Source organism: Streptomyces sp. NPDC050658 (genome assembly GCF_044457025.1).
In the GTDB taxonomy this organism is placed as follows: Bacteria; Actinomycetota; Actinomycetes; order Streptomycetales; family Streptomycetaceae; genus Streptomyces.
Genome location: NZ_JBITGM010000022.1, coordinates 21,028 through 42,231 on the forward strand (window position 1 = coordinate 21,028; position 21,204 = coordinate 42,231).

Annotated in this window: 19 protein-coding genes; 13 read left to right on the plus strand and 6 right to left on the minus strand. The window is 71.0% G+C overall.

Going from position 1 to position 21,204, the window contains the following annotated elements; translation table 11 throughout:
* Positions 1–16: 16 nt before the first annotated feature.
* From ACIBKX_RS40165 to disA, 3 genes are all read left to right on the plus strand, one after another.
* Positions 17–688, plus strand: a complete 672-nt coding sequence (locus ACIBKX_RS40165) for a TetR/AcrR family transcriptional regulator (RefSeq protein WP_363277465.1) — start codon at positions 17–19, stop codon at positions 686–688.
* An 85-nt stretch (positions 689–773) separates the two neighbouring features.
* Positions 774–2,183: a DNA repair protein RadA gene (radA, locus tag ACIBKX_RS40170; protein WP_363277467.1), complete on the plus strand. Its 1,410-nt coding sequence runs from the start codon at positions 774–776 to the stop codon at positions 2,181–2,183.
* A gap of 80 nt (positions 2,184–2,263) precedes the next feature.
* On the plus strand, positions 2,264–3,388 hold the full coding sequence (gene disA, locus ACIBKX_RS40175; RefSeq protein ID WP_363277468.1) for a DNA integrity scanning diadenylate cyclase DisA: 1,125 nt from the start codon (positions 2,264–2,266) through the stop codon (positions 3,386–3,388).
* 80 nt (positions 3,389–3,468) lie between these two features.
* On the opposite strand, the gene ACIBKX_RS40180 is transcribed toward disA, so the two are convergent.
* Entirely contained in the window at positions 3,469–4,278 is an 810-nt protein-coding gene (locus tag ACIBKX_RS40180; RefSeq protein ID WP_363277470.1) for a hypothetical protein, read from the minus strand.
* 207 nt (positions 4,279–4,485) lie between these two features.
* Between ACIBKX_RS40180 and ACIBKX_RS40185 the strand changes: the two genes are divergently transcribed.
* Positions 4,486–5,133 carry a phosphatase PAP2 family protein gene (locus ACIBKX_RS40185; protein ID WP_363277471.1) on the plus strand — a complete coding sequence of 216 codons (648 nt, stop codon included), beginning with the start codon at positions 4,486–4,488 and terminating at the stop codon, positions 5,131–5,133.
* A gap of 26 nt (positions 5,134–5,159) precedes the next feature.
* On the opposite strand, the gene ACIBKX_RS40190 is transcribed toward ACIBKX_RS40185, so the two are convergent.
* Both ACIBKX_RS40190 and ACIBKX_RS40195 read right to left on the minus strand, forming a co-directional pair.
* Positions 5,160–5,813, minus strand: coding sequence for a response regulator transcription factor (locus ACIBKX_RS40190; protein WP_363277489.1), 654 nt, complete (start codon positions 5,811–5,813; stop codon positions 5,160–5,162).
* Positions 5,810–7,399 carry a histidine kinase gene (locus ACIBKX_RS40195; RefSeq protein WP_363277473.1) on the minus strand — a complete coding sequence of 530 codons (1,590 nt, stop codon included), beginning with the start codon at positions 7,397–7,399 and terminating at the stop codon, positions 5,810–5,812. The genes ACIBKX_RS40190 and ACIBKX_RS40195 overlap by 4 nt, the downstream gene beginning before the upstream one ends.
* Before the next feature lie 235 nt (positions 7,400–7,634).
* On the opposite strand from ACIBKX_RS40195, the gene ACIBKX_RS40200 reads away from it, so the two are divergent.
* The 5 genes from ACIBKX_RS40200 (at position 7,635) to cseC (ending at position 12,121) form a co-directional block, all read left to right on the plus strand.
* Entirely contained in the window at positions 7,635–8,558 is a 924-nt protein-coding gene (locus tag ACIBKX_RS40200) for an A/G-specific adenine glycosylase (RefSeq protein ID WP_363277474.1), read from the plus strand.
* Between the two features lie 178 nt (positions 8,559–8,736).
* The gene (locus ACIBKX_RS40205; RefSeq protein ID WP_363277475.1) at positions 8,737–9,285 is read left to right on the plus strand and encodes a SigE family RNA polymerase sigma factor; all 549 of its coding nucleotides are present in this window, start codon (positions 8,737–8,739) and stop codon (positions 9,283–9,285) included.
* Positions 9,286–9,305: 20 nt separating this feature from the next.
* Entirely contained in the window at positions 9,306–9,926 is a 621-nt protein-coding gene (locus tag ACIBKX_RS40210; protein WP_363277476.1) for a hypothetical protein, read from the plus strand.
* A 9-nt stretch (positions 9,927–9,935) separates the two neighbouring features.
* Entirely contained in the window at positions 9,936–10,649 is a 714-nt protein-coding gene (gene cseB, locus ACIBKX_RS40215) for a two-component system response regulator CseB (RefSeq protein WP_363277477.1), read from the plus strand.
* A 110-nt stretch (positions 10,650–10,759) separates the two neighbouring features.
* Entirely contained in the window at positions 10,760–12,121 is a 1,362-nt protein-coding gene (gene cseC / locus ACIBKX_RS40220; protein ID WP_363277479.1) for a two-component system sensor histidine kinase CseC, read from the plus strand.
* A gap of 145 nt (positions 12,122–12,266) precedes the next feature.
* Here cseC and ACIBKX_RS40225 read toward each other — a convergent pair whose 3' ends face one another.
* Positions 12,267–13,862 carry an MDR family MFS transporter gene (locus tag ACIBKX_RS40225; protein ID WP_363277480.1) on the minus strand — a complete coding sequence of 532 codons (1,596 nt, stop codon included), beginning with the start codon at positions 13,860–13,862 and terminating at the stop codon, positions 12,267–12,269.
* Between the two features lie 202 nt (positions 13,863–14,064).
* Between ACIBKX_RS40225 and ACIBKX_RS40230 the strand changes: the two genes are divergently transcribed.
* A complete protein-coding gene (locus ACIBKX_RS40230) occupies positions 14,065–14,646 on the plus strand; it encodes a helix-turn-helix domain-containing protein (protein ID WP_363277481.1) in 582 nt (193 codons plus the stop codon).
* Between the two features lie 22 nt (positions 14,647–14,668).
* Here the strand turns inward: ACIBKX_RS40230 and ACIBKX_RS40235 are convergent, their stop codons facing one another.
* Positions 14,669–15,358, minus strand: coding sequence for a M23 family metallopeptidase (locus ACIBKX_RS40235; RefSeq protein WP_363277482.1), 690 nt, complete (start codon positions 15,356–15,358; stop codon positions 14,669–14,671).
* A gap of 544 nt (positions 15,359–15,902) precedes the next feature.
* Here ACIBKX_RS40235 and ACIBKX_RS40240 point away from each other — a divergent pair.
* Positions 15,903–18,974 carry an NACHT domain-containing protein gene (locus tag ACIBKX_RS40240; RefSeq protein WP_363277483.1) on the plus strand — a complete coding sequence of 1,024 codons (3,072 nt, stop codon included), beginning with the start codon at positions 15,903–15,905 and terminating at the stop codon, positions 18,972–18,974.
* Here ACIBKX_RS40240 and ACIBKX_RS40245 read toward each other — a convergent pair.
* The gene (locus ACIBKX_RS40245; protein ID WP_363277484.1) at positions 18,964–19,380 is read right to left on the minus strand and encodes an ATP-binding protein; all 417 of its coding nucleotides are present in this window, start codon (positions 19,378–19,380) and stop codon (positions 18,964–18,966) included. The two genes, ACIBKX_RS40240 and ACIBKX_RS40245, sit on opposite strands and share 11 nt — an antisense overlap.
* 327 nt (positions 19,381–19,707) lie before the next feature.
* Here ACIBKX_RS40245 and ACIBKX_RS40250 point away from each other — a divergent pair, with 327 nt between their 5' ends.
* Together ACIBKX_RS40250 and ACIBKX_RS40255 are read left to right on the plus strand one after the other, a co-directional pair.
* Positions 19,708–20,604, plus strand: coding sequence for a helix-turn-helix transcriptional regulator (locus tag ACIBKX_RS40250; RefSeq protein WP_363277486.1), 897 nt, complete (start codon positions 19,708–19,710; stop codon positions 20,602–20,604).
* On the plus strand, positions 20,597–20,791 hold the full coding sequence (locus tag ACIBKX_RS40255) for a DUF397 domain-containing protein (protein ID WP_363277488.1): 195 nt from the start codon (positions 20,597–20,599) through the stop codon (positions 20,789–20,791). The genes ACIBKX_RS40250 and ACIBKX_RS40255 overlap by 8 nt, the downstream gene beginning before the upstream one ends.
* Positions 20,792–21,204 lie beyond the last annotated feature (413 nt).

A 21,204-nucleotide genomic window follows, 5' to 3' on the forward strand; every position in this document is an offset into this window, starting at 1 on the left:
CCGGCATGATGGGCCCATGCCCCGAACCTCCGCACCACAGGGCCGCACCGGCCGGCCGCCCGTGACCTCCCGCGCGCAGATCCTGGCGGCCGCCCGCCGGATCATCGACCGGGACGGCTGGGAGAAGCTGACCATCCGCCGGCTGGCCGCCGAGATGGGCATCGGGGCGACGACGCTGTACCACCACATCCAGGACAAAGAGGATCTGATGGTCCAGCTGCTCGGCGACCACATCGGCCGGATGGAACGCCCCCGGATGCCCGGCGATCCGCGGGACCGGATCGTCGTGGCGGCCACCGCGATGCACGACGCGCTCACGGCCTGGCCCTGGGCGGCGGAGGTCATCGCCGCCGACGGCTTCGTCGCGCTGCTCGGCGAGGACGCCATGTGGATGGTCGAGGAGATCGTGGCCGGGGCCGACGCCCGCGGTTGCACGCCCGAGCAGGCCGTCGACGTCTTCCGCAGCATCTGGTTCTACACCGTGGGCGAGATCCTCGTCCGCGCCCGCTCCCCGTACCGCAGGGCGGACGGCACCCTGCCCGAGTACCGGACCACCTTCGACGCGTCGAAGGTGCCGTACCTCGCCGCCATCGGCTTCGACCGCTGGGCCGCGCAGGCCGCGCGGGACACGTATCCGGAGGGCCTGCGCACCTTCGTCGACGGGCTGCTGGCGCGGGCCGGTTCGTAGCGTCGCAGCAGGGCCGGGCGGGGCGGGGCCCCGGGAACGTACGGCGTTGTCGGCGTTGTCAGTGGCGACCGCTACGGTTCCGTCCATGGCTGCCCGTACGAAATCCGCCAAGGACCGGCCGTCCTACCGCTGCACCGAGTGCGGCTGGCAGACGGCCAAGTGGCTCGGCCGCTGCCCCGAATGCCAGGCATGGGGGACGGTCGAGGAGTACGGCGCGCCCGCCGTCCGCACCACGGCCCCCGGCCGCGTCACCTCCTCCGCCCTGCCCATCGCCCAGGTCGACGGCCGCCAGGCCACGGCCCGCTCCACCGGCGTACCGGAACTGGACCGCGTCCTCGGCGGCGGTCTCGTCCCCGGCGCCGTGGCGCTGCTCGCGGGCGAGCCGGGCGTCGGCAAGTCGACGCTGCTCCTGGACGTCGCGGCGAAGGCGGCGAGCGACGAGCACCGCACGCTGTATGTCACGGGCGAGGAGTCGGCGAGCCAGGTCCGCCTGCGCGCCGACCGCATCAAGGCCATCGACGACCACCTCTACCTGGCGGCGGAGACCGATCTCGCCGCTGTGCTCGGCCACTTGGACGCGGTGAAGCCGTCCCTCCTGATCCTCGACTCGGTCCAGACGGTCGCGTCCCCGGAGATCGACGGGGCGCCGGGCGGCATGGCCCAGGTCCGCGAGGTGGCGGGCGCGCTGATCCGCGCCTCCAAGGAGCGCGGCATGTCGACACTCCTGGTCGGCCACGTCACCAAGGACGGCGCCATCGCGGGACCGCGCCTCCTGGAGCACCTCGTGGACGTCGTGCTCCACTTCGAGGGCGACCGGCACGCCCGCCTCCGTCTCGTCCGCGGCGTGAAGAACAGGTACGGCACGACGGACGAGGTCGGCTGCTTCGAGCTGCACGACGAGGGCATCACCGGCCTCGCCGACCCCAGCGGCCTCTTCCTCACCCGCCGCGCGGAGGCCGTCCCCGGCACGTGCCTGACCGTCACCCTGGAGGGCCGCCGCCCCCTGGTCGCCGAGGTCCAGGCGCTCACGGTCGACTCGCAGATTCCCTCGCCCCGGCGCACCACGTCCGGCCTGGAGACCTCCCGCGTCCAGATGATGCTGGCCGTCCTGGAGCAGCGCGGCCGGATTTCCGCCCTCGGCAAGCGCGACATCTACAGCGCGACGGTGGGCGGAGTGAAGCTCTCCGAGCCCGCCGCGGACCTCGCCATCGCCCTCGCCCTGGCCAGCGCGGCGAGCGACACCCCGCTGCCGAAGAATCTCGTCGCGATCGGCGAGGTGGGCCTCGCGGGCGAGGTCAGACGGGTCACGGGCGTGCAGCGCAGGCTCGCCGAGGCGCACCGTCTGGGCTTCACGCACGCCCTCGTGCCGGCCGATCCCGGCAAGGTCCCGGCCGGTATGAAGGTCACCGAAGTCGCCGACATGGGGGACGCCCTGCGTGTCCTTCCGAGGTCGCGTCGCAGAGAGGCCCCACGGGAGGAGGAAGAGCGCCGGTAGACTTTGCCCTGGTCTCGCCCATCCGTACGAAGCAGTCGTACGGGACCGGGGCTTGGACAACCCGCGACCCGAGGAGTGCAGTGGCAGCCAACGACCGGGCGTCAGCTCCCGGCAAGCCCGGCGGAAGCTCCGGTGCAGATGGGCTGATGCGCGCCTCCCTGAGCGCGGTCGCGCCGGGCACAGGCCTGCGCGACGGCCTCGAGCGGATCCTCCGCGGCAACACCGGAGGGCTCATCGTCCTCGGCTGGGACAAGACGGTCGAATCGATGTGTACGGGCGGCTTCATCCTGGACGTCGAGTTCACGGCGACGCGCCTGCGCGAGCTCTGCAAGCTCGACGGCGGCATCGTCATCGACAAGGACGTCACCAAGATCCTGCGGGCGGGCGTGCAGCTCGTCCCCGACCCGACGATCCCCACCGAGGAGACGGGCACGCGGCACCGCACGGCGGACCGCGTCTCGAAGCAGGTGGGCTTCCCCGTCGTCTCCGTCTCCCAGTCCATGCGTCTGATCGCGCTGTACGTGGACGGACAGCGCCGCGTCCTTGAGGACTCGGCGGCGATCCTGTCCCGGGCGAACCAGGCCCTGGCGACCCTGGAGCGGTACAAGCTCCGCCTCGACGAGGTCGCGGGCACGCTCTCCGCCCTGGAGATCGAGGACCTGGTGACGGTCCGCGATGTCACGGCGGTCGCGCAGCGCCTGGAGATGGTGCGCCGTATCGCCACGGAGATCGCCGAGTACGTGGTGGAGCTGGGCACGGACGGGCGCCTTCTCGCCCTCCAGCTGGACGAGTTGATCGCGGGCGTCGAGCCGGAGCGCGAGCTGGTCGTCCGGGACTACGTCCCCGAGCCCACCGCGAAGCGGTCCCGCACGGTCGACGAGGCGCTCTTCGAGCTGGACGCCCTGTCGCACGCGGAGCTGCTTGAACTGCCGATCGTGGCGCGGGCGTTGGGGTACACCGGGTCCCCCGAGGCGCTGGACTCCGCGGTTTCGCCGCGGGGCTTCCGCCTTCTCGCGAAGGTGCCTCGCCTGCCGGGGGCGATCATCGACCGCCTGGTCGAGCACTTCGGCGGGCTGCAGAAGCTGCTCGCTGCGAGCGTCGATGATCTGCAGACCGTGGACGGGGTGGGGGAGGCTCGGGCGCGGAGTGTCCGCGAGGGCCTTTCGCGGCTCGCGGAGTCGTCGATCCTGGAGCGGTACGTCTAGGGCCCAGCCGGGAGTGAGATGTCTGCGGGCCGGCGGGGGCTGGTCGCGCGGCTCCCCGCGCCCCTACAGGGGCGCGGGCATCAGCTGTCCTCAAGCATGAACGACGCCTGCGCCGAGCCCAGGCCCGGGGACTTCGCCTCGATCAAGTACGTGCCCGGGGCCGCGCTCCCCGCCGAAGGAGTCGCGCAGCGCGGCTCGCTGGCCCGGCGGTCCCACTCGACCGTGTGCGTGACGCGGCCGTCGCCCGGCACGCGCAGCAACAGGCTGCCGCCGCCCGCGGGGCAGTCCTTTGAGGACCAGATCTCCTTGTCGCCCTTGGCCTGAGTGATCGTCAGGACCGTTTCCTTGCCGCCGAGATCGACCTTGCAGGCCTTCCCGGCGGTGTTCTGGGCGATGAGCTCGAACTTCGGCTTCTCGCCGATCTCGTACGTGTTCTGCACGCTGCGCAGCTTCAACTTCACCGCGCCGCTGGTGCAGTTGGGCAGGCTGGACCCGGCGGGAAGCTGACCGCCCGCGCCGCCGCCACCCTTGGCGCCGTCGTCGGAACCGCTGCCGTCACCGCCGCCGCCCGCGGAGTCCCCGGAGCCGGAGCCCGAGCCGTCGCCGTCGCCTGAGCCGCCCGAACCGCCGGAGCCCTCGTCGTCCGACTCGTCGCGCCCGCCGGGGTGTTCGCTGATGGCGGGCCCCGAACCGGAGGGGCCGGGCGTGATGGACGTGGCGGGCCCGGAACCCGACGGCCCGTCAGCGGTGTTCTTGCCGCCACCGCCGCCCATCGTCAGCACCCACACGACGAGGAGTGCCAGCAGCCCGACGACGGACAGCAGAACGGCCCTCCGACGCCAGTAGATGGTGGAGGGAAGCGGCCCGACCGGATTGCGCAGAGATCCCACGCCCAAACCTTACGAGAGATCCGCGGCTTCTCCTGCCCCACCCGCCGCCCCGGACGACAAAGTTTGCGGATCATCATCTCGGAATGAGCCACTCCGGTTACCCCGCCGGGTGACCCGCCGGTGCCGCACCCCTGTCTGTCGTCAGGGGTGGTCACCGGTCGATCGCCGGATGTGACGATTCGGGCCCACTCCGTACCGTCCGTAATCATGGACACCATGACCGACGATCTCTACCGCGACATCACCGACTTCGCCCATGACACCCCCGGCTGGGTGCAGCACACCGCCGAGGTGTGGACGGAGCTCGGACTGCTGCTCTTCGGCGTGCTCTTCATAGTCGCCTGGTGGCGGACCCGGCGCGACGAGCCGCGCGCCCTCGCGATAGCGGTGCTCGCGCCGCTGGCCACGGCGGTGGCGTATGTGTGCAGCGAGTTGATCAAGTCCGGGATCGACGAGGAGCGCCCCTGCCGGGCGGTCTCCGGCGCGCTCGCGCCACTCGTCGACTGCCCGCCGTACGGCGACTGGTCCTTCCCGAGCAACCACTCGACGATCGCGGGCGCCGCGGCCGTCGGCCTCGCCATCGCCTGGCCGCGCATCGCGGCACTGACGCTGCCGATGGCGGTGCTGATGGCCTTCTCGCGGGTCTTCGTGGGCGTGCACTATCCGCATGACGTGGCGGTCGGCCTGCTGCTGGGAGCGGCGCTCGCCTTTGTGCTGATCCGGCTGACGACCCGTCCCGTGACACGTGTCGTCGAGACGATGCGGGGGTCTTCGACGGGGGTGGTCCGCTGGTTCGCGGGGCCGGGCCCGGCGACGTACGCGACACCGCGCGTCCCGGCATCGCACCGCCGCTGACAGAAAACCGCCGAACGGGCCGCCGGCTACCCGCCCACAAGGCCCGCCTCGTACGCGACGATCGCCGCCTGGACGCGGTTCTTGACCCCGAGCCGGTCGAGGACCGCGCTCACATAGGCCTTGACGGTGCCTTCGACGAGATGGAGCCGGGCGGCGATCTCCGGGTTGGACAGGCCCTCCCCCACCAGACCGAGCACTTCCCGCTCGCGTGGGGTGAGGGCCTCCGTGCGGGCGCGGGCGGCGGCGCCGCGGCCGACGCGCCGGGCTCCGTAGCCGTCGATGACATGCCGGGCCACCTTCGGCGAGAGGAAGGCCGCGCCGCCCGCCACCGCGCGTACGCCCGCGATGAGTTCGTGCGGGTCGCCGGATTTGAGCAGGAACCCCGTGGCTCCGCCGGCCAGGGCCCGTGCGATGTACGCGTCCTCGGAGAAGGTGGTCAGCATCGCGACGGCGGTGTCCGGCACCGTCCGCACGATCTCCTCCGCCGCGGCGAGCCCGTCGAGCCCCGGCATCCGGATGTCGAGCACGGCGACATCGGGCCGGTGGGCCTGGGCGAGCGAGACGGCCTCGCGTCCGTCGCCCGCCTCCGCGACCACCTCGATGTCCTCGCCGGCGCCGAGGATCGCGCGGACGCCCGCGCGGATCATCGCCTCGTCGTCGGCCAGCAGTACGCGGATCACCGCACCCATTCCTTCTCCTCTTCCTTCTCCTCTTCCTCCTCTTCCGACGCCTTCCGCGCGCCGCCGGCCCTGGGGATCACACTCTTCTCCACGAGAACCCCGCCGTCGAAACAGACCCTGAAGTGCTCGACGGTGACGAAGAGTTCACCGCCTGCCCGGTAGTAGCGGCAGTCGGCGCCCGCCGGTGGCGGGGTCGGGGCGCGCTCGGAGGGCGGATCGGAGGCGACACGGTCGGGCAGCAGCCGCTCGGCCGTCTGCTGCGGCTGGCCGATCCGGAGCCGGGCGAAGTCGGCCGGTTCGAGGACCGCGTTCGAGCGGGAGTACACGTACCAGGCGAAGGCGCCGCCGACGAGCAGGACGCCGGTGGCGACGGCGGCTCCGAAGCCGAGGAGTGTGCGTCGTCGCGCGTACGAGATGACGGAGCCGCGCGGGGTGGCGGCGGGGGCGGGTTCGCCGCCGCGTGCCGGGAGCCGGGCGACGACCCGGAAGCCGTCGCCGTGCGGTCCGGCGTCGAGGGTGCCGCCGAGGTCGGCGGCCCTGGCCCGAAGCCCGAGCAGGCCTGAGCCGCCGCCTGACGCGGGGGCGGGCTGCTGGGCGGGGCCGTTGGTGACGGTGACGGTGATGCCTGCCGCGTCGGTCGCGGTCTCCACGGTCACCTCGGCGCCGGGGGCGTGCCGGGCGGCGTTGGTGAGGGCTTCCTGGACGACGCGGTGGACGGTGCGGCCGGACTCCGTCCCGGTCAACTCGGCGGTCGTCGCGTCACCCCCCGCGATGTAGTGGACCGGCAGGCCCGATCCGGCGGCGCGCTCGACGAGTTCGGCGACGGTCTCGCCCGCCGGGGCGAGGGGCGCGGTCTCGTCGCCCGCCTCCCTGAGCAGCCCGATGATCTCGTGCAGCCGGTCGGTGGCGTCCGACGCGGCGGCACGGAGGTCGGCGGCGGCTGCGCGGTGCCGGTCGGGGAGGTCGGCGGCGACCTGGAGGGCGCCGGCCCGCACCGCGATGAGGCTCAGCTCGTGGCCGAGGGAGTCGTGCATGTCCTGGGCGATCCTGGTCCGTTCGCGCAGCCGCGCGCGGTCGGCGACGATGCGCTGCTCTCGCTCCAGCTGTCCGGCGCGGGCCCAACCCGCGGCGGCGAGTTCGCGCCCCTGCCGCCAGTAGCGCCCCGCGAGCCACGGGAACACGGCCCCGAAGAGCAGGGTCCCCATCAGCACGAGCCACTCCACGACGGGGTCGACTCCACGTACGAGGATCTTGGCGCTGCCGAGTACGGCGATGGCCCCGAAGGCGAGGAGTGCGGGGCGCGTGTAGGGGGCCCTGCGGCCCATGAGGAGGGCGAAGAGGGCGAGGGCGGGGCCGTAGGAGAGGGTGAAGAGGGAGGGGGCGCTGATGAGCCCCAGGGCGGCGGCGACCCCGAAGGCGCCCAGGGGACGCCTTCTCCACAACACGACCGCGCCCCCGAGTGCGGCCAGCCCGGCCAACTCCGCCCACGCGCCGCGCGGCTCATTGAGCCCGACCCGGTCAACACCGACCGCGGGCAGGGCAACCCCCACCCACATCCCCAGGTCCACCCACCACCATCGCCTCACCCCCTCGACGCTACGTCCCTCCCACACTCCTTCGCCCCTGCCGATAGTCATGTCCCCGCCTGCCCTCACCCCCGGCTGAATCGCTGGACCGGCGTCAGGCTGTGCCCACCCGTTCCGCCCCGCGGAACGCCTGCCCAGAGCGAGGGGGGCAGGAATGCGGCAGGAGAGGCGGATCGCCGGACTCACCTTGAGGTTGGCCCGAGCCCCGTCGCCCCCATGGCAGGATCGTCCTGCCATGACTGCGCCCATGAAGCCCATGCCGAACGCCCCCGAGCGAGAGCCCGCCGGCGAGGCCCTGCACGCCCCCGTCATCGCCTGGTTCGACGCCCATGCGCGCGACCTGCCGTGGCGGCACCCCGATGCGGGGCCCTGGGGCGTGATGGTCAGTGAGTTCATGCTGCAGCAGACGCCGGTCAACCGCGTGCTGCCCGTGTACGAGCAGTGGCTCGCCCGCTGGCCCCGCCCCGCGGACCTCGCCAAGGAGGCGCCGGGCGAGGCCGTCCGCGCCTGGGGACGGCTCGGCTACCCCCGCCGCGCGCTCCGGCTGCACGGCGCCGCCGTCGCCATAACGGAGCGGCACGGCGGCGACGTACCGACGAGGCACGCCCAGCTGCTCGCGCTGCCCGGCATCGGCGAGTACACGGCCGCCGCGGTGGCGTCGTTCGCGTACGGGCAACGGCACGCCGTGCTCGACACGAACGTGCGCCGCGTCTTCGCGCGCGCCGTGACCGGCGTCCAGTACCCGCCCAACGCCACCACCGCAGCCGAGCGCAAGCTCGCCCGCGCCCTGCTCCCCGAGGACGAGCGCACCGCGTCCCGCTGGGCCGCCGCCTCCATGGAGCTCGGCGCCCTCGTCTGCACGGCGAAGAGCGAGGACTGCGCGCGGTGCCCGATCTCCGGTCAGTGCGCCTGGCGCGCCGCTGGCAAGCCCCCGCACGAGGGCCCGGCCCGCAAGGGCCAGACCTACGCCGGTACGGACCGCCAGGTGCGGGGCAAGCTGCTCGCCGTACTCCGCGAGGCCGTCGCGCCCGTGCCGCAGGCCGCCCTGGACCGGGTGTGGGACGAGCCCGTGCAGCGGGCCCGCGCGCTGGACGGCCTGGTCTCCGACGGCTTGGTGGAACCGCTCCAGGGCGGCTTCTACCGGCTCCCCCTCACCTGAGAAACCGGGCAAACACCCCGCCTGACGCCTTCGGTTTACGCCCCGCCTACTTCTGTTACACAACCGACGGAAGGCCGTGCGCCCTCCGCTGGCTGCTCCGCACAGCCTCGTGACAAGCCCTCCGTAGCTTCATTCCCGTACCGCACAAGCGGTGGTCGGTGAACGGAGGCGGTCAGGTATGGCGCACGGCGAGGTGCTCGAGTTCGAAGAGTACGTCCGCACTCGGCAGGACGCCCTGCTGCGCAGTGCCCGGCGCCTGGTGCCCGACCCCGTCGACGCCCAGGACCTGCTGCAGACCGCCCTCGTGCGGACGTACGGCCGCTGGGACGGCATAGCCGACAAGCGGCTCGCGGACGCCTATCTGCGCCGTGTCATGATCAACACGCGTACGGAGTGGTGGCGGGCCCGCAAGCTCGAAGAGGTGCCCACCGAGCAGCTGCCCGACGCGAGCGTGGAAGACTCCACCGAACAGCACGCGGACCGCGCCCTGCTCATGGACATCATGAAGGTCCTGGCACCCAAGCAGCGCAGCGTCGTCGTGCTGCGACACTGGGAGCAGATGTCCACAGAGGAGACGGCCGCGGCACTCGGCATGTCGGCAGGAACGGTCAAGAGCACGCTGCACCGGGCGCTCGCCCGGCTCCGCCAGGAGCTGGAGAGCCGGGACCGCGAGGAGCCCGCGGGCGGCGCGCTCGAACGTGAGGAGCGGGAGCGTTGCGCGGCCTAAGCACCCGGGCCAGAAGGACGATGCGGGCGGGGAGCACGGCGGCGGCCGGGCTCGCCGCCATCGGCCTTTTGCTCACCAGCTGCGCCACCGGCGGTTCCGGCGCCCGCGACGAGGGCCCGGCGGGCCGCGGCGACGCCGTGGTGTCGCCCGCGCCGTCCACGGCCCCGTCATCGACGTCCTCCGCGCCCGCGCCGCCCGCCGATGTCGACGCGGTGAAACTGGTCAAGGAAGACCCGAAGGTCAGCCAGTCCGTCAAGCGCGACCTGAAGCCCTGCGTGGCCGACGAGTACCCGGTCGACGTGTCCTACGGCAACCTGACCGGAGGATCTTCCTCCGACATCGTCGTGAACATCATGACCTGCGGCGATGCCGTCGGCACGAGCAGCTACGTCTATCGCGCCGAGGGCAAGAAGTACCAGAATGTCTTCCAGGACGAGGAGCCTCCCGTCTACGCGGAGATCGACCGGGGCGACCTGGTGGTCACCAAGCAGGTGTACGAGAAGGGCGACCCGGTGGCGTACCCGTCCGGCGAGGAAGTCGTCACGTACCGCTGGACCACGGACCGCTTCACGGAGACGGACCGCACCCGCAATCACTACAGCAGCGCGGTGGGCGACGCCCCCGCACCCGCGGAGAACTGAGAGCACCCGATGGCAGAGCACACGCATGTCCTGTTCGTGGAGGACGACGACGTCATCCGCGAGGCGACGCAGCTCGCGCTGGAGCGGGACGGCTTCGTGGTCACCGCGATGCCCGACGGTCTGCGCGGCCTGGAGGCGTTTCGCGCGAACCGCCCCGACATCGCGCTGCTCGACGTGATGGTGCCGGGGCTCGACGGCGTCTCGCTGTGCCGCCGGATCCGCGACGAGTCCACCGTCCCGGTGATCATGCTCTCCGCGCGTGCCGACTCCATCGACGTCGTGCTCGGCCTGGAGGCCGGCGCCGACGACTACGTGACCAAGCCGTTCGACGGTGCCGTGCTCGTCGCCAGGATCCGCGCCGTGCTGCGCCGCTTCGGGCACGCGAGCGGCTCCGAGTCGGCCTCTTCCGCCGCCGGCGGGGACGGTTCCCCGGACGGCGGCGTACTGCACTTCGGTGACCTGGAGATCGACACGGAGGGCATGGAGGTCCGCAGGGGCGGCGCCCCGGTGGGGCTGACGCCGACCGAGATGCGGCTGCTCCTCGAGTTCTCCTCCGCGCCCGGCACGGTCCTCTCCCGCGACAAGCTCCTTGAGCGGGTGTGGGACTACGGCTGGGGCGGCGACACCCGCGTCGTCGACGTCCACGTACAGCGACTGCGTACGAAGGTGGGGCAGGACCGCATCGAGACGGTCCGCGGCTTCGGCTACAAGCTCAAGGCGTGAGCCGGCGGCGTGACGGATGACGTGACGGATTTCGACGGCTGCCCGGCAGGGCACGGCAACTGCCCGGCGGGGCACAGCAACTGCCCGGCGGGGCACAGCAGGAGACGCATATGAACAGGGGCCCGGCGGCGGTGCCGCGTGCCCGCCTCCGCGGCGTGCTCGGCTCCCGGCTGCGCACCGGCGTGCGCTGGAAGATCAGCGCGGCGATCGCGCTGGTCGGCGCGTTGGTCGCGGTGGCGCTGAGTCTCGTCGTGCACAACGCGGCGCGCGTCTCGATGCTGGACAACGCGCGCGATTTCCAGGACAAGCAACTCGCCTATCTGCAGCGAGGGTACGAGAACTCGGCGGGGCGCGCGGCCGGTCTGGAGATCGACGACCCGGATCTGCCCGAGGAGCTCAGGGAGAAGGTCGTCGCCGGGCGGCGCGCGACCTATGTGCAGGAGCGGTCGGACGGGGTGCCGGACATCTGGGCGGCCGTGCCGCTCGCCGACGGCCGCATCCTGTCGCTGCACACCCGCTTCACGGACCGGAACACCACGGTCATGCGGGACCTGGACCAGGCCCTGGTCATCGGCTCGATCTCGGTCGTCTTCGGCGGCTGCGCGCTCGGCGTGCTGATCGGCGGCCAGCTCTCGCGCCGCCTGCGCAAGGCGGCGGCCGCGGCCCAGGAGGTCGCCCAGGGCCAGACGGACGTCTCCGTACGTGAAGCCATCGGTGGGGTCGTCCGCGACGAGACCGACGATCTGGCGCGCTCGGTGGACGCGATGGCGGACGCGCTGAAGCAGCGCCTGGAGGCCGAGCGGCGGGTGACGGCGGACATCGCGCACGAGCTGCGTACGCCGGTGACGGGTCTGCTCACGGCGGCCGAACTGCTGCCGCCGGGCCGCCCGACGGAACTGGTGCGGGACCGCGCCCAGGCGATGCGCACGCTCGTCGAGGACGTACTCGAAGTGGCCCGTCTGGACAGCGCGGCCGAGCGGGCCGAGCTGCAGGACATCATGCTGGGCGAGTTCGTGACCCGGCGGATCGCGGTCCTGAACGCGGACGTGAAGGTGACGGTGGTGCACGAGTCGGAGGTCACCACCGACCCGCGCCGCCTGGAGCGCATCCTGGGCAACCTCCTCGCCAACGCCGCCAAGCACGGCAAACCGCCGGTCGAGGTCAGCGTCGAGGGCCGCGTGGTGCGGGTCCGCGACCACGGCCCCGGTTTCCCGGCGGGCCTCCTCGCCGAAGGCCCCAGCCGCTTCCGCACGGGCAGCACGGACCGCGCGGGCGTGGGCCACGGCCTGGGCCTGACGATCGCGGCGGGCCAGGCGAGGGTGCTCGGCGCCCGCCTCACCTTCCGCAACGTCACCCCGGCGGGCGCGGGCCCGGACGACCCGGCGGAGGGCGCGGTAGCAGTCCTCTGGCTCCCGGAACACGCCCCGACGAACACGGGCAGCTTCCCGATCTTGCAGCTGCCGGAGAAGTAGGCGCCCGAAGGGGCGCGGGGCTGTGACATACGCGGCTCCGCCGCGTGGGCGCGACAAGCCCCCACCCACCCGCAGACAGACAGACACACGGCAACGGCCCCCGGCGCAGAAGCACCGGGGGCCGTTTCAACAGCCGGACCGCAGGTCAGACAACCTCGGCAATCTCAGACCGAGGCTTCACCTCAGCAGCATCATCAGCCCCCGCAGGCCCCGCGTCCTTCGGCCCAGCCCCCCGCAGGGGAACCTCCTTGACGAACAGCGCGGCGATCAACGCGACGACACCAACCGCCGCCCCCAGCAGAAAGGCGGAGTGCGTCCCCGCGGACACCGCGTGCTGATACGCGTCCCGCACGGCCTCCGGCAGCTTCGCCAGGGACGCCGCGTCCAGCTGCGCGGACTTCTCGGTGACGTTGCCCCCCATGGACCCGGCACGCTCGGCCATCACGTCCTGCACCCGGTTGTTGAACAGCGCGCCCATGATCGCGACGCCGAACGAGGAACCCAACGTACGGAAGAGCGTGGTCGAGGAGGAGCCGACGCCCATGTCCTTCATCTCGACGCTGTTCTGCGCCACCAGCATGGTGATCTGCATCAGGCAGCCCATGCCCGCGCCGAGTACGGCCATGTAGAGCCCGGAGGTGAACCGCGAGGTCTCCGTGTCCATCTGCGCGAGCAGGAACAGACCGACCACCATCAGCGCACCGCCGACGATCGGGAAGACCTTGTACCGCCCGGTGTTGGTGGTGACCCGCCCCGCGATCAGCGAGACGACCATCATCGCGCCGAGCATCGGAAGCAGCAGCAGACCGGAGTTGGTGGCCGAGGCCCCCTGCACGGACTGCTGGTAAAGCGGCAGGAAGAGCACCGCGCCGAACATCACGAAGCCGGTGATGAAGCCGATGACGGACATCAGCGTGAAGTTGCGGCTCTTGAAGATGTGCAGCGGCATGATCGGCTCGGCCGCCTTCGTCTGGACGAAGAGGAAGCCGACGATCGAGGCGACGCCGATGCCGATCAGCTCCATGATCACGGCGGAGTCCCAGGCGTACTCCGTGCCGCCCCAGGTGGTGACGAGGACGATGGAGGTGATGCCGACGGTCAGCAGGGCCGCGCCCAGATAGTCGATCCGCACCTTGGACCGCTTCTTCGGCAGGTGCAGTACGGCGGTGACGGCGGCCAGCGCTATGACGCCGAGCGGCAGGTTGATGTAGAAGGACCAGCGCCAGCCCCAGTGGTCGGTGATGGTGCCGCCGACCAGCGGTCCGCCGATCATGGCGAGCGCCATCACGCCGGCCATCATGCCCTGGTACTTGCCGCGCTCCCGCGGCGGCACGAGGTCACCGATGATCGCCATGACGCCGACCATCAGACCGCCGGCGCCGAGGCCCTGGAGGGCGCGGAAGCCGATGAGCTGCCCCATGTCCTGGGCCATGCCGCTGGTCGCGGAGCCGATCAGGAAGATCACGATGGAGGTCAGGAAGGCGCCCTTGCGCCCGTACATGTCGCCGAGCTTGCCCCAGATCGGGGTGGAGGCGGCGGTGGCGAGGGTGTACGCGGTGACGACCCACGACAGATGCTCCAGGCCGCCGAGCTCGCCCACGATGGTCGGCATCGCGGTGCCGACGATCATGTTGTCGAGCATCGCGAGGAGCATGGTCACCATCAGCGCCAGCATGACCACGCGCACACTGCGCGGCCGTGGCTCCTCCTTGGCCGCCGGCTGCTTCTCGAGTTCCGCCATGATCCCCACTCCCCGGTTCCCCGACTACGTACTGCTGCTGCTTCGGCTTCTGCCGTTGCTACTTACTTGCCGCCCGGCAAGTTGACTACACTGAGGGAAGGTAGACCCCCAACTAGCCGGGCGTCAAGTAAGTTAAGTCGCGTCCGAGGATTCGCCGAGCCGAGTCCGAGGATTCGAGCCGAGGGAGCCGAGGAGCACCACGATGGACACGCGCACGGGCAAGCAGCAGCGCCGCGGGAACACCCGTCAGCGCATCCAGGACGTGGCCCTCGAACTCTTCGCCGAGCAGGGGTACGAGAAGACGTCACTGCGCGAGATCTCGGAGCGCCTGGACGTCACCAAGGCGGCGCTCTACTACCACTTCAAGACCAAGGAAGACATCCTCACCAGCATCTTCGACGACCTGACGCGGCCCATCGACGAGCTGGTGGCCTGGGGCAAGGAACAGCCCCGCACCCTGGAGATCAAGCGGGAGATCCTGACCCGCTACAGCGAGATCCTCACCGACGCGGCGCCGCTCTTCCGCTTCATGCAGGAGAACCAGGCGACGATGCGGGACCTGAAGACGGGCGAGACCTTCAAGGACCGCATGCTCAGCCTGCTCGACATCCTCAGGGAGCCGGACTCGCCGATGACGACGCAGGTGCGCTGCTTCAGCGCGCTGTTCACGATGCACGGCGGGATGTTCGTGCTCAAGGACGCCGAAGGCGACCCCGAGGAGAAGCGCAAGGCCATCCTCGAGGTCGCCATCGATCTGGTGACACAGGCGCACGAAGGCGCCTAGGGTCTGTCCGGCGGATCTGTCGTCAGACAGTGACGCCGTTGGAGCGCAGGAACGCGACCGGGTCGACCGCCGAGCCGTAGTTCGGGGTCGTACGGATCTCGAAGTGCAGGTGCGGGCCGCTGGAGTTGCCGGTGTTGCCGGAGGCGGCGATGTGCTGCCCGGTGGCGACGGCCTGGCCGACGCGCACGTCGATCCGGGACAGGTGCGCGTACTGCGAGAAGGTGCCGTTGTCGTGCTTGATCACGATGGCGTTGCCGTAGGCGGGGCCGTCACCGGCGCCGTTGCCGCCGGCCTTGACGACGGTGCCGGCGTGCACGGCCTCGACGTTCGTGCCGATCGGCACGGCGAAGTCCTGGCCGGAGTGCTTGTGGGACCACATGCTGCCGCCGAGCCCGAAGGAGGCGGAGAGCGTGTACTTCTCAACCGGGTCCTGCCAGGAGGCGGCCTTCTTGGCGGCGGCCTGCTTGGCCTGCGCGGCCTTCTGCGCCGCGGACTGCTTGGCGTGCTCGGCGGCCTTGGCCTGAGCGGTGGCCTGCGCGGCGATGGAGCCGGCGGAGATGCCGGGCAGCGCACCCGCGTTGTCGGCGGCGGCCGCGACACCGGATCCGAGAACTGCCGATGCTCCGAGCCCAAGGGCCGCGACGGTGACGACGGCCGTCCGCGTACGGAGCATGGACAGGCCGGAATGGTGGGTCTTGGCGCGCTTCGACATGGCGGATTTCCTCCGGGATGGGGGAGCGTGTGCGGGGCTTGGTGCGGCTACGCGGCCGGGATGGCTGCGTGGCCCGTGCGGCTGCCCGGCCGGTGCGGCCGGGTGCCTGTTGCGACCCGCGGGACATAGAGCGACCCGGCACACGCTTCGCTGCGCACCGCCGGGGCCATCCCTTGGTAACCCGCACCCCACCCCTCGCTCAAACCCCCCATCTACTACGAAAAGCAGTAGCTCCGCCCCACCCTTTCCTCCCGCCCTCACCCCCCAAATCCGACAATTCCCCCTTCAGCTACTTGCCAGAAATAATCGCCCAAGCCGGGTTTAACCCCACACGACGGAGCCCCCTCCGGCCCGCCCGCACCCGCATCGAAGGCTCCGCACCCCGAGGCGCCGAAAGTCCCGGAGGTTGCGGACCGAAGGTCCCACCACCCCTTCCCGGCAGCTCCACTATTCCGCCTAGTACCGGACATAACGCCTGTGCGTCATGTCACCGGCGGCCAAGATCGACCGCCCCGCGAATGTGACGGGCACTACGCTGCGGCGCATGGATCCGGCGGTCATAGGCACCCGACTCGTGTCGAGCGCGGTAGCCCCTCTGATCAAGAAACTCTTCGTACGAGAGGGCCCGGGCGCGGGCCTGGTGGACCGCCCCGTACGCCTCAGTGGCCTGGTGTCCTTCAGGGGCGAGAAACGGACGCTGACCAGGCAGGACCTGGCCGGGCTTGCGGCGGAACTGGTCCGCCACGCGTTACGCGCCGGCGAGCGCCCCGTGACCGCCGACGAACAGCAGGCGGTGACGGACGCACTGACCCGCACCCTGCACGCGCTCGGCGATCTGTCGCTGACCGACGTGGAGGCGGTGGAACTGGGGCACGAGGCGCTGGCCGTACGACTGCGGCGCGCGGCGCCCGCCCCGGAACGCGAGCTCTCGTCCGACGCGACGTACTTCTACGAGCGCCTGCTGGAATCGACCTGCCTGCACGTCCTGCACTTCTTCACCCAGCGCTCGGCCTTCGTGGCGGCGACGCTGGTGGCGCAGAGCCGCCGCCAGAGCGAGCTGATAGCGAAGACGGACGAACTGATCGCCCGCAACCCGCTCCCCGGCGCGCAGGACGTGGCCTTCGAGCAGCGCTATCTCTCGTACGTCGCGAAGAAGCACGGCAAGCTGACGATCTTCGGCATCGACCTGGCGAACTCGCCGGGGAAGTGGCCGTTGGACGCGGCGTACATGTCGTTGGAGGCGACGGCCCCCGCGCGGGTGGCCACGATGCGCTACCTGGAGGGAACGGAGTACTACGCGGACGAGGTGGAGCTGGTCGAGAGCGCGCCCTCGATCCCCGCGGACCAGGCCCTCACCGCCCATGACCGCGTCCTGCTGCGCGGCGAGGCGGGCTCCGGCAAGACGACCCTGGTCCAGTGGCTGGCGGTGAGCGCCGCACGCCATGCCGCGGGCGAGGACCGCGTCCCCTACGTACTCCCCCTGCGCACCCTCACCCGCCACGGCGAGCGCCTGCCCGCCCCCGCGGACTTCCTGACGGCGGCGGCCTCCCCCCTGGCCGGCACCCAGCCCGCCGGCTGGGAGCCCCGGGTGCTTGCGGCGGGCCGGGCGCTGATCCTGGTGGACGGCATCGACGAGATACCGGAGTCGGAGCGCTCCCGCACGCGGGAGTGGCTGACAGACCTGATCGACGCATACCCGGGCAACCGCTGGCTGGTGACGTCACGCCCGTCCGCCGTACGCGAGGACTGGCTGGCGGAGCAGGGTTTCACGGAGCTGACCCTGTCGGCGATGAGCCGCTCGGACGTGGCGGCGTTCATCCACCGCTGGCACGAGGCGGCGTGCACGGGTGCGCCGGAGGAGGACGAGGCGCTCGTCGCGTACGAGGACCAACTCCTGACGGCGGTCCGCTCGAAGCCGGATCTCGGCCGGCTCGCGACCAACCCGCTGATGTGCGGACTGATCTGCGCCCTGCACAGGGACAGGCGGGGCTTCCTCCCGCTGGGCCGCAAGGACCTCTACTCGGCGGCGCTCTCCATGCTCCTGATCCGCAGGGACCGCGAGCGCCATATGGACGTACCGGAACTGAGGGAGGAGTCCCAGCTCCAACTCCTCCAGCGGCTCGCCTACTGGCTGATCCGCAACGGCCGTACGGAGATGGACCGTTCACGGGCGGAGTCGATCATCGCGGACGCGCTGCCGGCGGTCCCGGAGGTGGCGGCGCTGGGCGACGCACAGGCGGTGTACGCCCATTTCCTCCACCGCAGCGGCCTCCTGCGCACCCCGTCCCCCGGCACGGTCGACTTCATCCACCGCACGTTCCAGGACTTTCTGGGGGCGCGGGCGGCCGTGGACGAGGGCGACTTCGGGGTGCTGGCGCAGCACGCGGCGGACGACCAGTGGGAGGACGTCATCCGCATGGCGGTGGCGCAGGCGCGGCCGCGGGAACGGGCGGAGATCTTCCGGGAGTTGACCGGACGCGCGGACGCAGCCGCGGACGACCGGTCCCGGAAGCGGATCCATCTGCTGGCCGCGGCCTGCCTGGAGCATGCCGCGGAGCTGGCTCCCGAGGTGCGGGAGGAGGTGGAGCGCCGGATGGCGGCGCTCATCCCGCCGCGCGGCAACCAGGAGGCCCGCGAGCTTGGCGAGGTCGGAGCCATGGTGCTCGACCTGCTGCCGGGCCCGGACGGCTTGAGCGACGAGGACGCGAGGCGCGTGGCGGTCACCGCGACGCACATCCGCTCGGACGCCGCGCTCCCCTTCCTCGCCCGTTTCGCACGGCACCCTTCCGTGGCCGTACGAAGCCAGCTCATGTGGGGCTGGAACCGCTTCGAATGCCGCGCCTACGCGGAGCAGATCATCCGCCGACTCGACGACGGGGCAACGCACTTCACACTCCGCAGCGACGAGCAGGTAGCGGAGTTGGAAAGGCTGGAGATACGCCCGAAGCTCCTGGACATCCGCGGCGAGGTCTCGCCCGAGGCCGCGTCCCGCGTGCTGCTGACCACGACCCCTGAATTCCTGATGCTGGGGATCTCACCCGCCCGCCTCTCCGACGAGGCCCTCGGCACGCTGCACGGCGTGAAGGATCTGCGTCTCTGGGAGATCGCCGAGCCGTACAACCTCTCCGACCTCCCCTCCGGGATGCCGCTGCGCACCCTCGGGATCCTCGATTCGGACGAGTACGTCGCCGACCTGCGCCGCATGGCGAGATGGGCCGAGCTGGAATGGGTGATGCTCACCACCGAGCGCGGCAAGAGCACCGTGGAGCTCTGGGAAACCCTCCCCCACCTCCCTCGCCTCACCAGCCTGACCCTGCCGTCCGACAGCCTCCTCGACGCACCACCCGAGCTGACGCTCCCCAAGGTCACCCAGCTGATCCTGAACCTCCAGGGCGACTGGGACACCGCCGTGACCCGCCTCGCGACCCTCTTCCCAGGCGTCACGCACCTGTTTCTGGGCGCGGTTCTCCCCGACCGGGAACGGATCGACGTCACGCCACTGCCGGCACTTCTCCCTGCCCTGACCCGCCTACAGGCCCCAAGGCCCCGCGTATCAGGCCTGGACGCCTTCCCGGCACACATCGAGGTGGACGCCTACACCCCCGTCACCGATTGAGCTGAAACCACACTCCTTTCCCGCCCCCGGTCGGCGTCACCCCACAGACGTCCGACAAGGCGGTCACGAGGAACAGCCCGCGCCCGCCCTCGTCCTCGGCGGGCACCCTGCGGGGCGACGGCAGTCGAGGACTCCCGTCGTAGACGGCAACGCGTACGCGCGTGTCCACGACGGCCGCTCTCAGATGCACGTCACCTTGGGCGTGCCGATGGACGTTGGTCACCAGCTCCGAGGTGCAGAGCGCGGCGGCTTCGGCGAGGTGCCCGAGCCCGAGGGTCTCCAGGGTTCCGCGCACGAAGTCACGGCAGATCTTGGGGGAACTGGCGTTGGAGGGGGTGAACAGGGTGTAGGTCTGCGGAGGTTGAGATTCGGCCTCCGCTGCGAGGTGATGCACGGGTACGCCCATAAGACGCCTCCATGGCGCGCGTAGGGGTTCGCTGTGACAGCGGCGGTGACGATGGACGCCCCGCCGACCTGCGCGCCCGGCCGCAGTGGCCTACCGCCCCTCGCGGGCAAGTCCCCGTCCGGCACGGGGACTTGGATCGGGCGGTGCGCTTCTGCGGCTGGGCAGGGGTGTACTGCGTCGACAGCGAGGCTTCCTTCATCTCTGCGTGAGCGTCGCTGTACGTAACGTAGCGATTGGGTACTCAGATCTGCAACCCGATCCTCCCGATTGATGGACCTGGCGCGCGCAGTAGCGGCAAACTGTGGCCCAACCACCAGGAAGGCCCGCATGGCGCTGCGTACGCACATCACGGAACGACAGAGGCGACTCGGCTCCGAACTGCGCGGACTGCGCGAGGCCGCAGGCCTTTCGGTCAACGCGGCCAGCGCGCAGATCGGCATGGGGGCAGCACACCTCAGTCACGTAGAAGCCGCCCGCACGGCCATCGCAGCCGAGCGCCTGACCGCACTACTGTCCGCCTATGGCGTCAAATCTGAGCCCTACGTCGAAGCGCTTGCCGGCATGGCCGACAGCGACGGCAAAGGCTGGTGGTCCGAGTACCGCCGCACATTCCCACAACGCACCTTGGACTTGGCCGAGTTGGAGTCAGGCGCCGCGCACGTCCGCAATTACGAAACCTTGGTCCTGCCGGGGCTCCTCCAGACGGAGGCGTACATGCGCGCCCTCTTCCAAAGCTCCCGCCCGGCGGCACAGCCGACCGAGATCGAGAACCTGGTTAGGTTCCGGCTGGCACGCCAGCAGGCCGTGCTCGGATCTTCGGGCCCTCAGCTGCAGGTGGTCGTCCACGAAGCTGCCATCCGATTGGTCGTCGGCGACGCTCGAATCATGCGCGAGCAACTGACGCATCTCCTGCGTACGTCCGCCCTGCCCAACGTGACGCTCCAAGTTCTCCCGTTCGAGGCGGGACCAGGCACCTGGCTCAGCGCCCCCTTCCTGGAAGTCGAGCCCGCCGTCGCGCGACTGGGCACGGTGCTCCTGGAACACCCCGCAGCACGCGTGGTCCTGGACGACGAGGAGAGCCTGGCCCGCTACCGGGCAACCTTCACCGACCTGTGCCACAACGCGCTCCCACCGGTCATGCCCAACGAGGCCCGCGAGCACCGCGACTCCAGCGGGCTGATCCAGCATCTGCTCTACACCCACCAGGGAAGACACCGTGACTGAACTCGTCTGGCAGAAGTCCACCTTCAGCGAGGGTGGCGGAGACAACTGCGTCTACGTCGCCACAACCGGCAACGCCACCACAACAACAATCCACCTCCGCGAAAGCGACGCCCCAACCACGACCCTCACCACAACACCCGCCACCTTCGCCGCACTGATACGTACCCTCAGGAAGACATCCCACTAGCCGACCCACACAACGCCCTGCGGGGTCGGGCGCCCAGCGCGCACGAACTGTAGGGGCGGGAGCTTGGGGTGGCCCGGTGTCGTTGATGGTGGCCGGGGCCGGGCTCACGGGGAGGACCGGTCGGGCGGTTCGGTCTTCCTGCCGGGTGCGGACTGGTTCGGTGTAGCTCGCCCACTGGGTGAAGTCGGGGCCCGACAGGCCGGCTCCGCTCCGGCGCCTGGGCCGGGTCGTTGTTCCGTCTGCGGACTAGTTCGTTTGGGGCTCGGTCGCTGGGTGGGGCTGGGTAGGGGCGGCTGCTTGGGGTGGCCCGGTGTCGTTGATGGTGGCCGGGGCCGCCCGGCTTCTGCGGAGTGTGGCGGTTCCGGCGCCCCTGTAAAGGGCGCTCCCTTCGGTCGCGTCGGCTTCGCCGATTC

Coding starts and splice junctions, on each gene's coding strand:
- ACIBKX_RS40165 (WP_363277465.1), top strand. CDS start 17: ATGCCCCGAACCTCCGCACCACAGGGCCGCACCGGCCGGCCGCCCGTG.
- radA (WP_363277467.1), top strand. CDS start 774: ATGGCTGCCCGTACGAAATCCGCCAAGGACCGGCCGTCCTACCGCTGC.
- ACIBKX_RS40185 (WP_363277471.1), top strand. CDS start 4,486: ATGGACACCATGACCGACGATCTCTACCGCGACATCACCGACTTCGCC.
- ACIBKX_RS40200 (WP_363277474.1), top strand. CDS start 7,635: ATGACTGCGCCCATGAAGCCCATGCCGAACGCCCCCGAGCGAGAGCCC.
- ACIBKX_RS40205 (WP_363277475.1), top strand. CDS start 8,737: ATGGCGCACGGCGAGGTGCTCGAGTTCGAAGAGTACGTCCGCACTCGG.
- ACIBKX_RS40210 (WP_363277476.1), top strand. CDS start 9,306: ATGCGGGCGGGGAGCACGGCGGCGGCCGGGCTCGCCGCCATCGGCCTT.
- cseB (WP_363277477.1), top strand. CDS start 9,936: ATGGCAGAGCACACGCATGTCCTGTTCGTGGAGGACGACGACGTCATC.
- cseC (WP_363277479.1), top strand. CDS start 10,760: ATGAACAGGGGCCCGGCGGCGGTGCCGCGTGCCCGCCTCCGCGGCGTG.
- ACIBKX_RS40225 (WP_363277480.1), bottom strand. CDS start 13,862: ATGGCGGAACTCGAGAAGCAGCCGGCGGCCAAGGAGGAGCCACGGCCG.
- ACIBKX_RS40230 (WP_363277481.1), top strand. CDS start 14,065: ATGGACACGCGCACGGGCAAGCAGCAGCGCCGCGGGAACACCCGTCAG.
- ACIBKX_RS40235 (WP_363277482.1), bottom strand. CDS start 15,358: ATGTCGAAGCGCGCCAAGACCCACCATTCCGGCCTGTCCATGCTCCGT.
- ACIBKX_RS40240 (WP_363277483.1), top strand. CDS start 15,903: ATGGATCCGGCGGTCATAGGCACCCGACTCGTGTCGAGCGCGGTAGCC.
- ACIBKX_RS40245 (WP_363277484.1), bottom strand. CDS start 19,380: ATGGGCGTACCCGTGCATCACCTCGCAGCGGAGGCCGAATCTCAACCT.
- ACIBKX_RS40250 (WP_363277486.1), top strand. CDS start 19,708: ATGGCGCTGCGTACGCACATCACGGAACGACAGAGGCGACTCGGCTCC.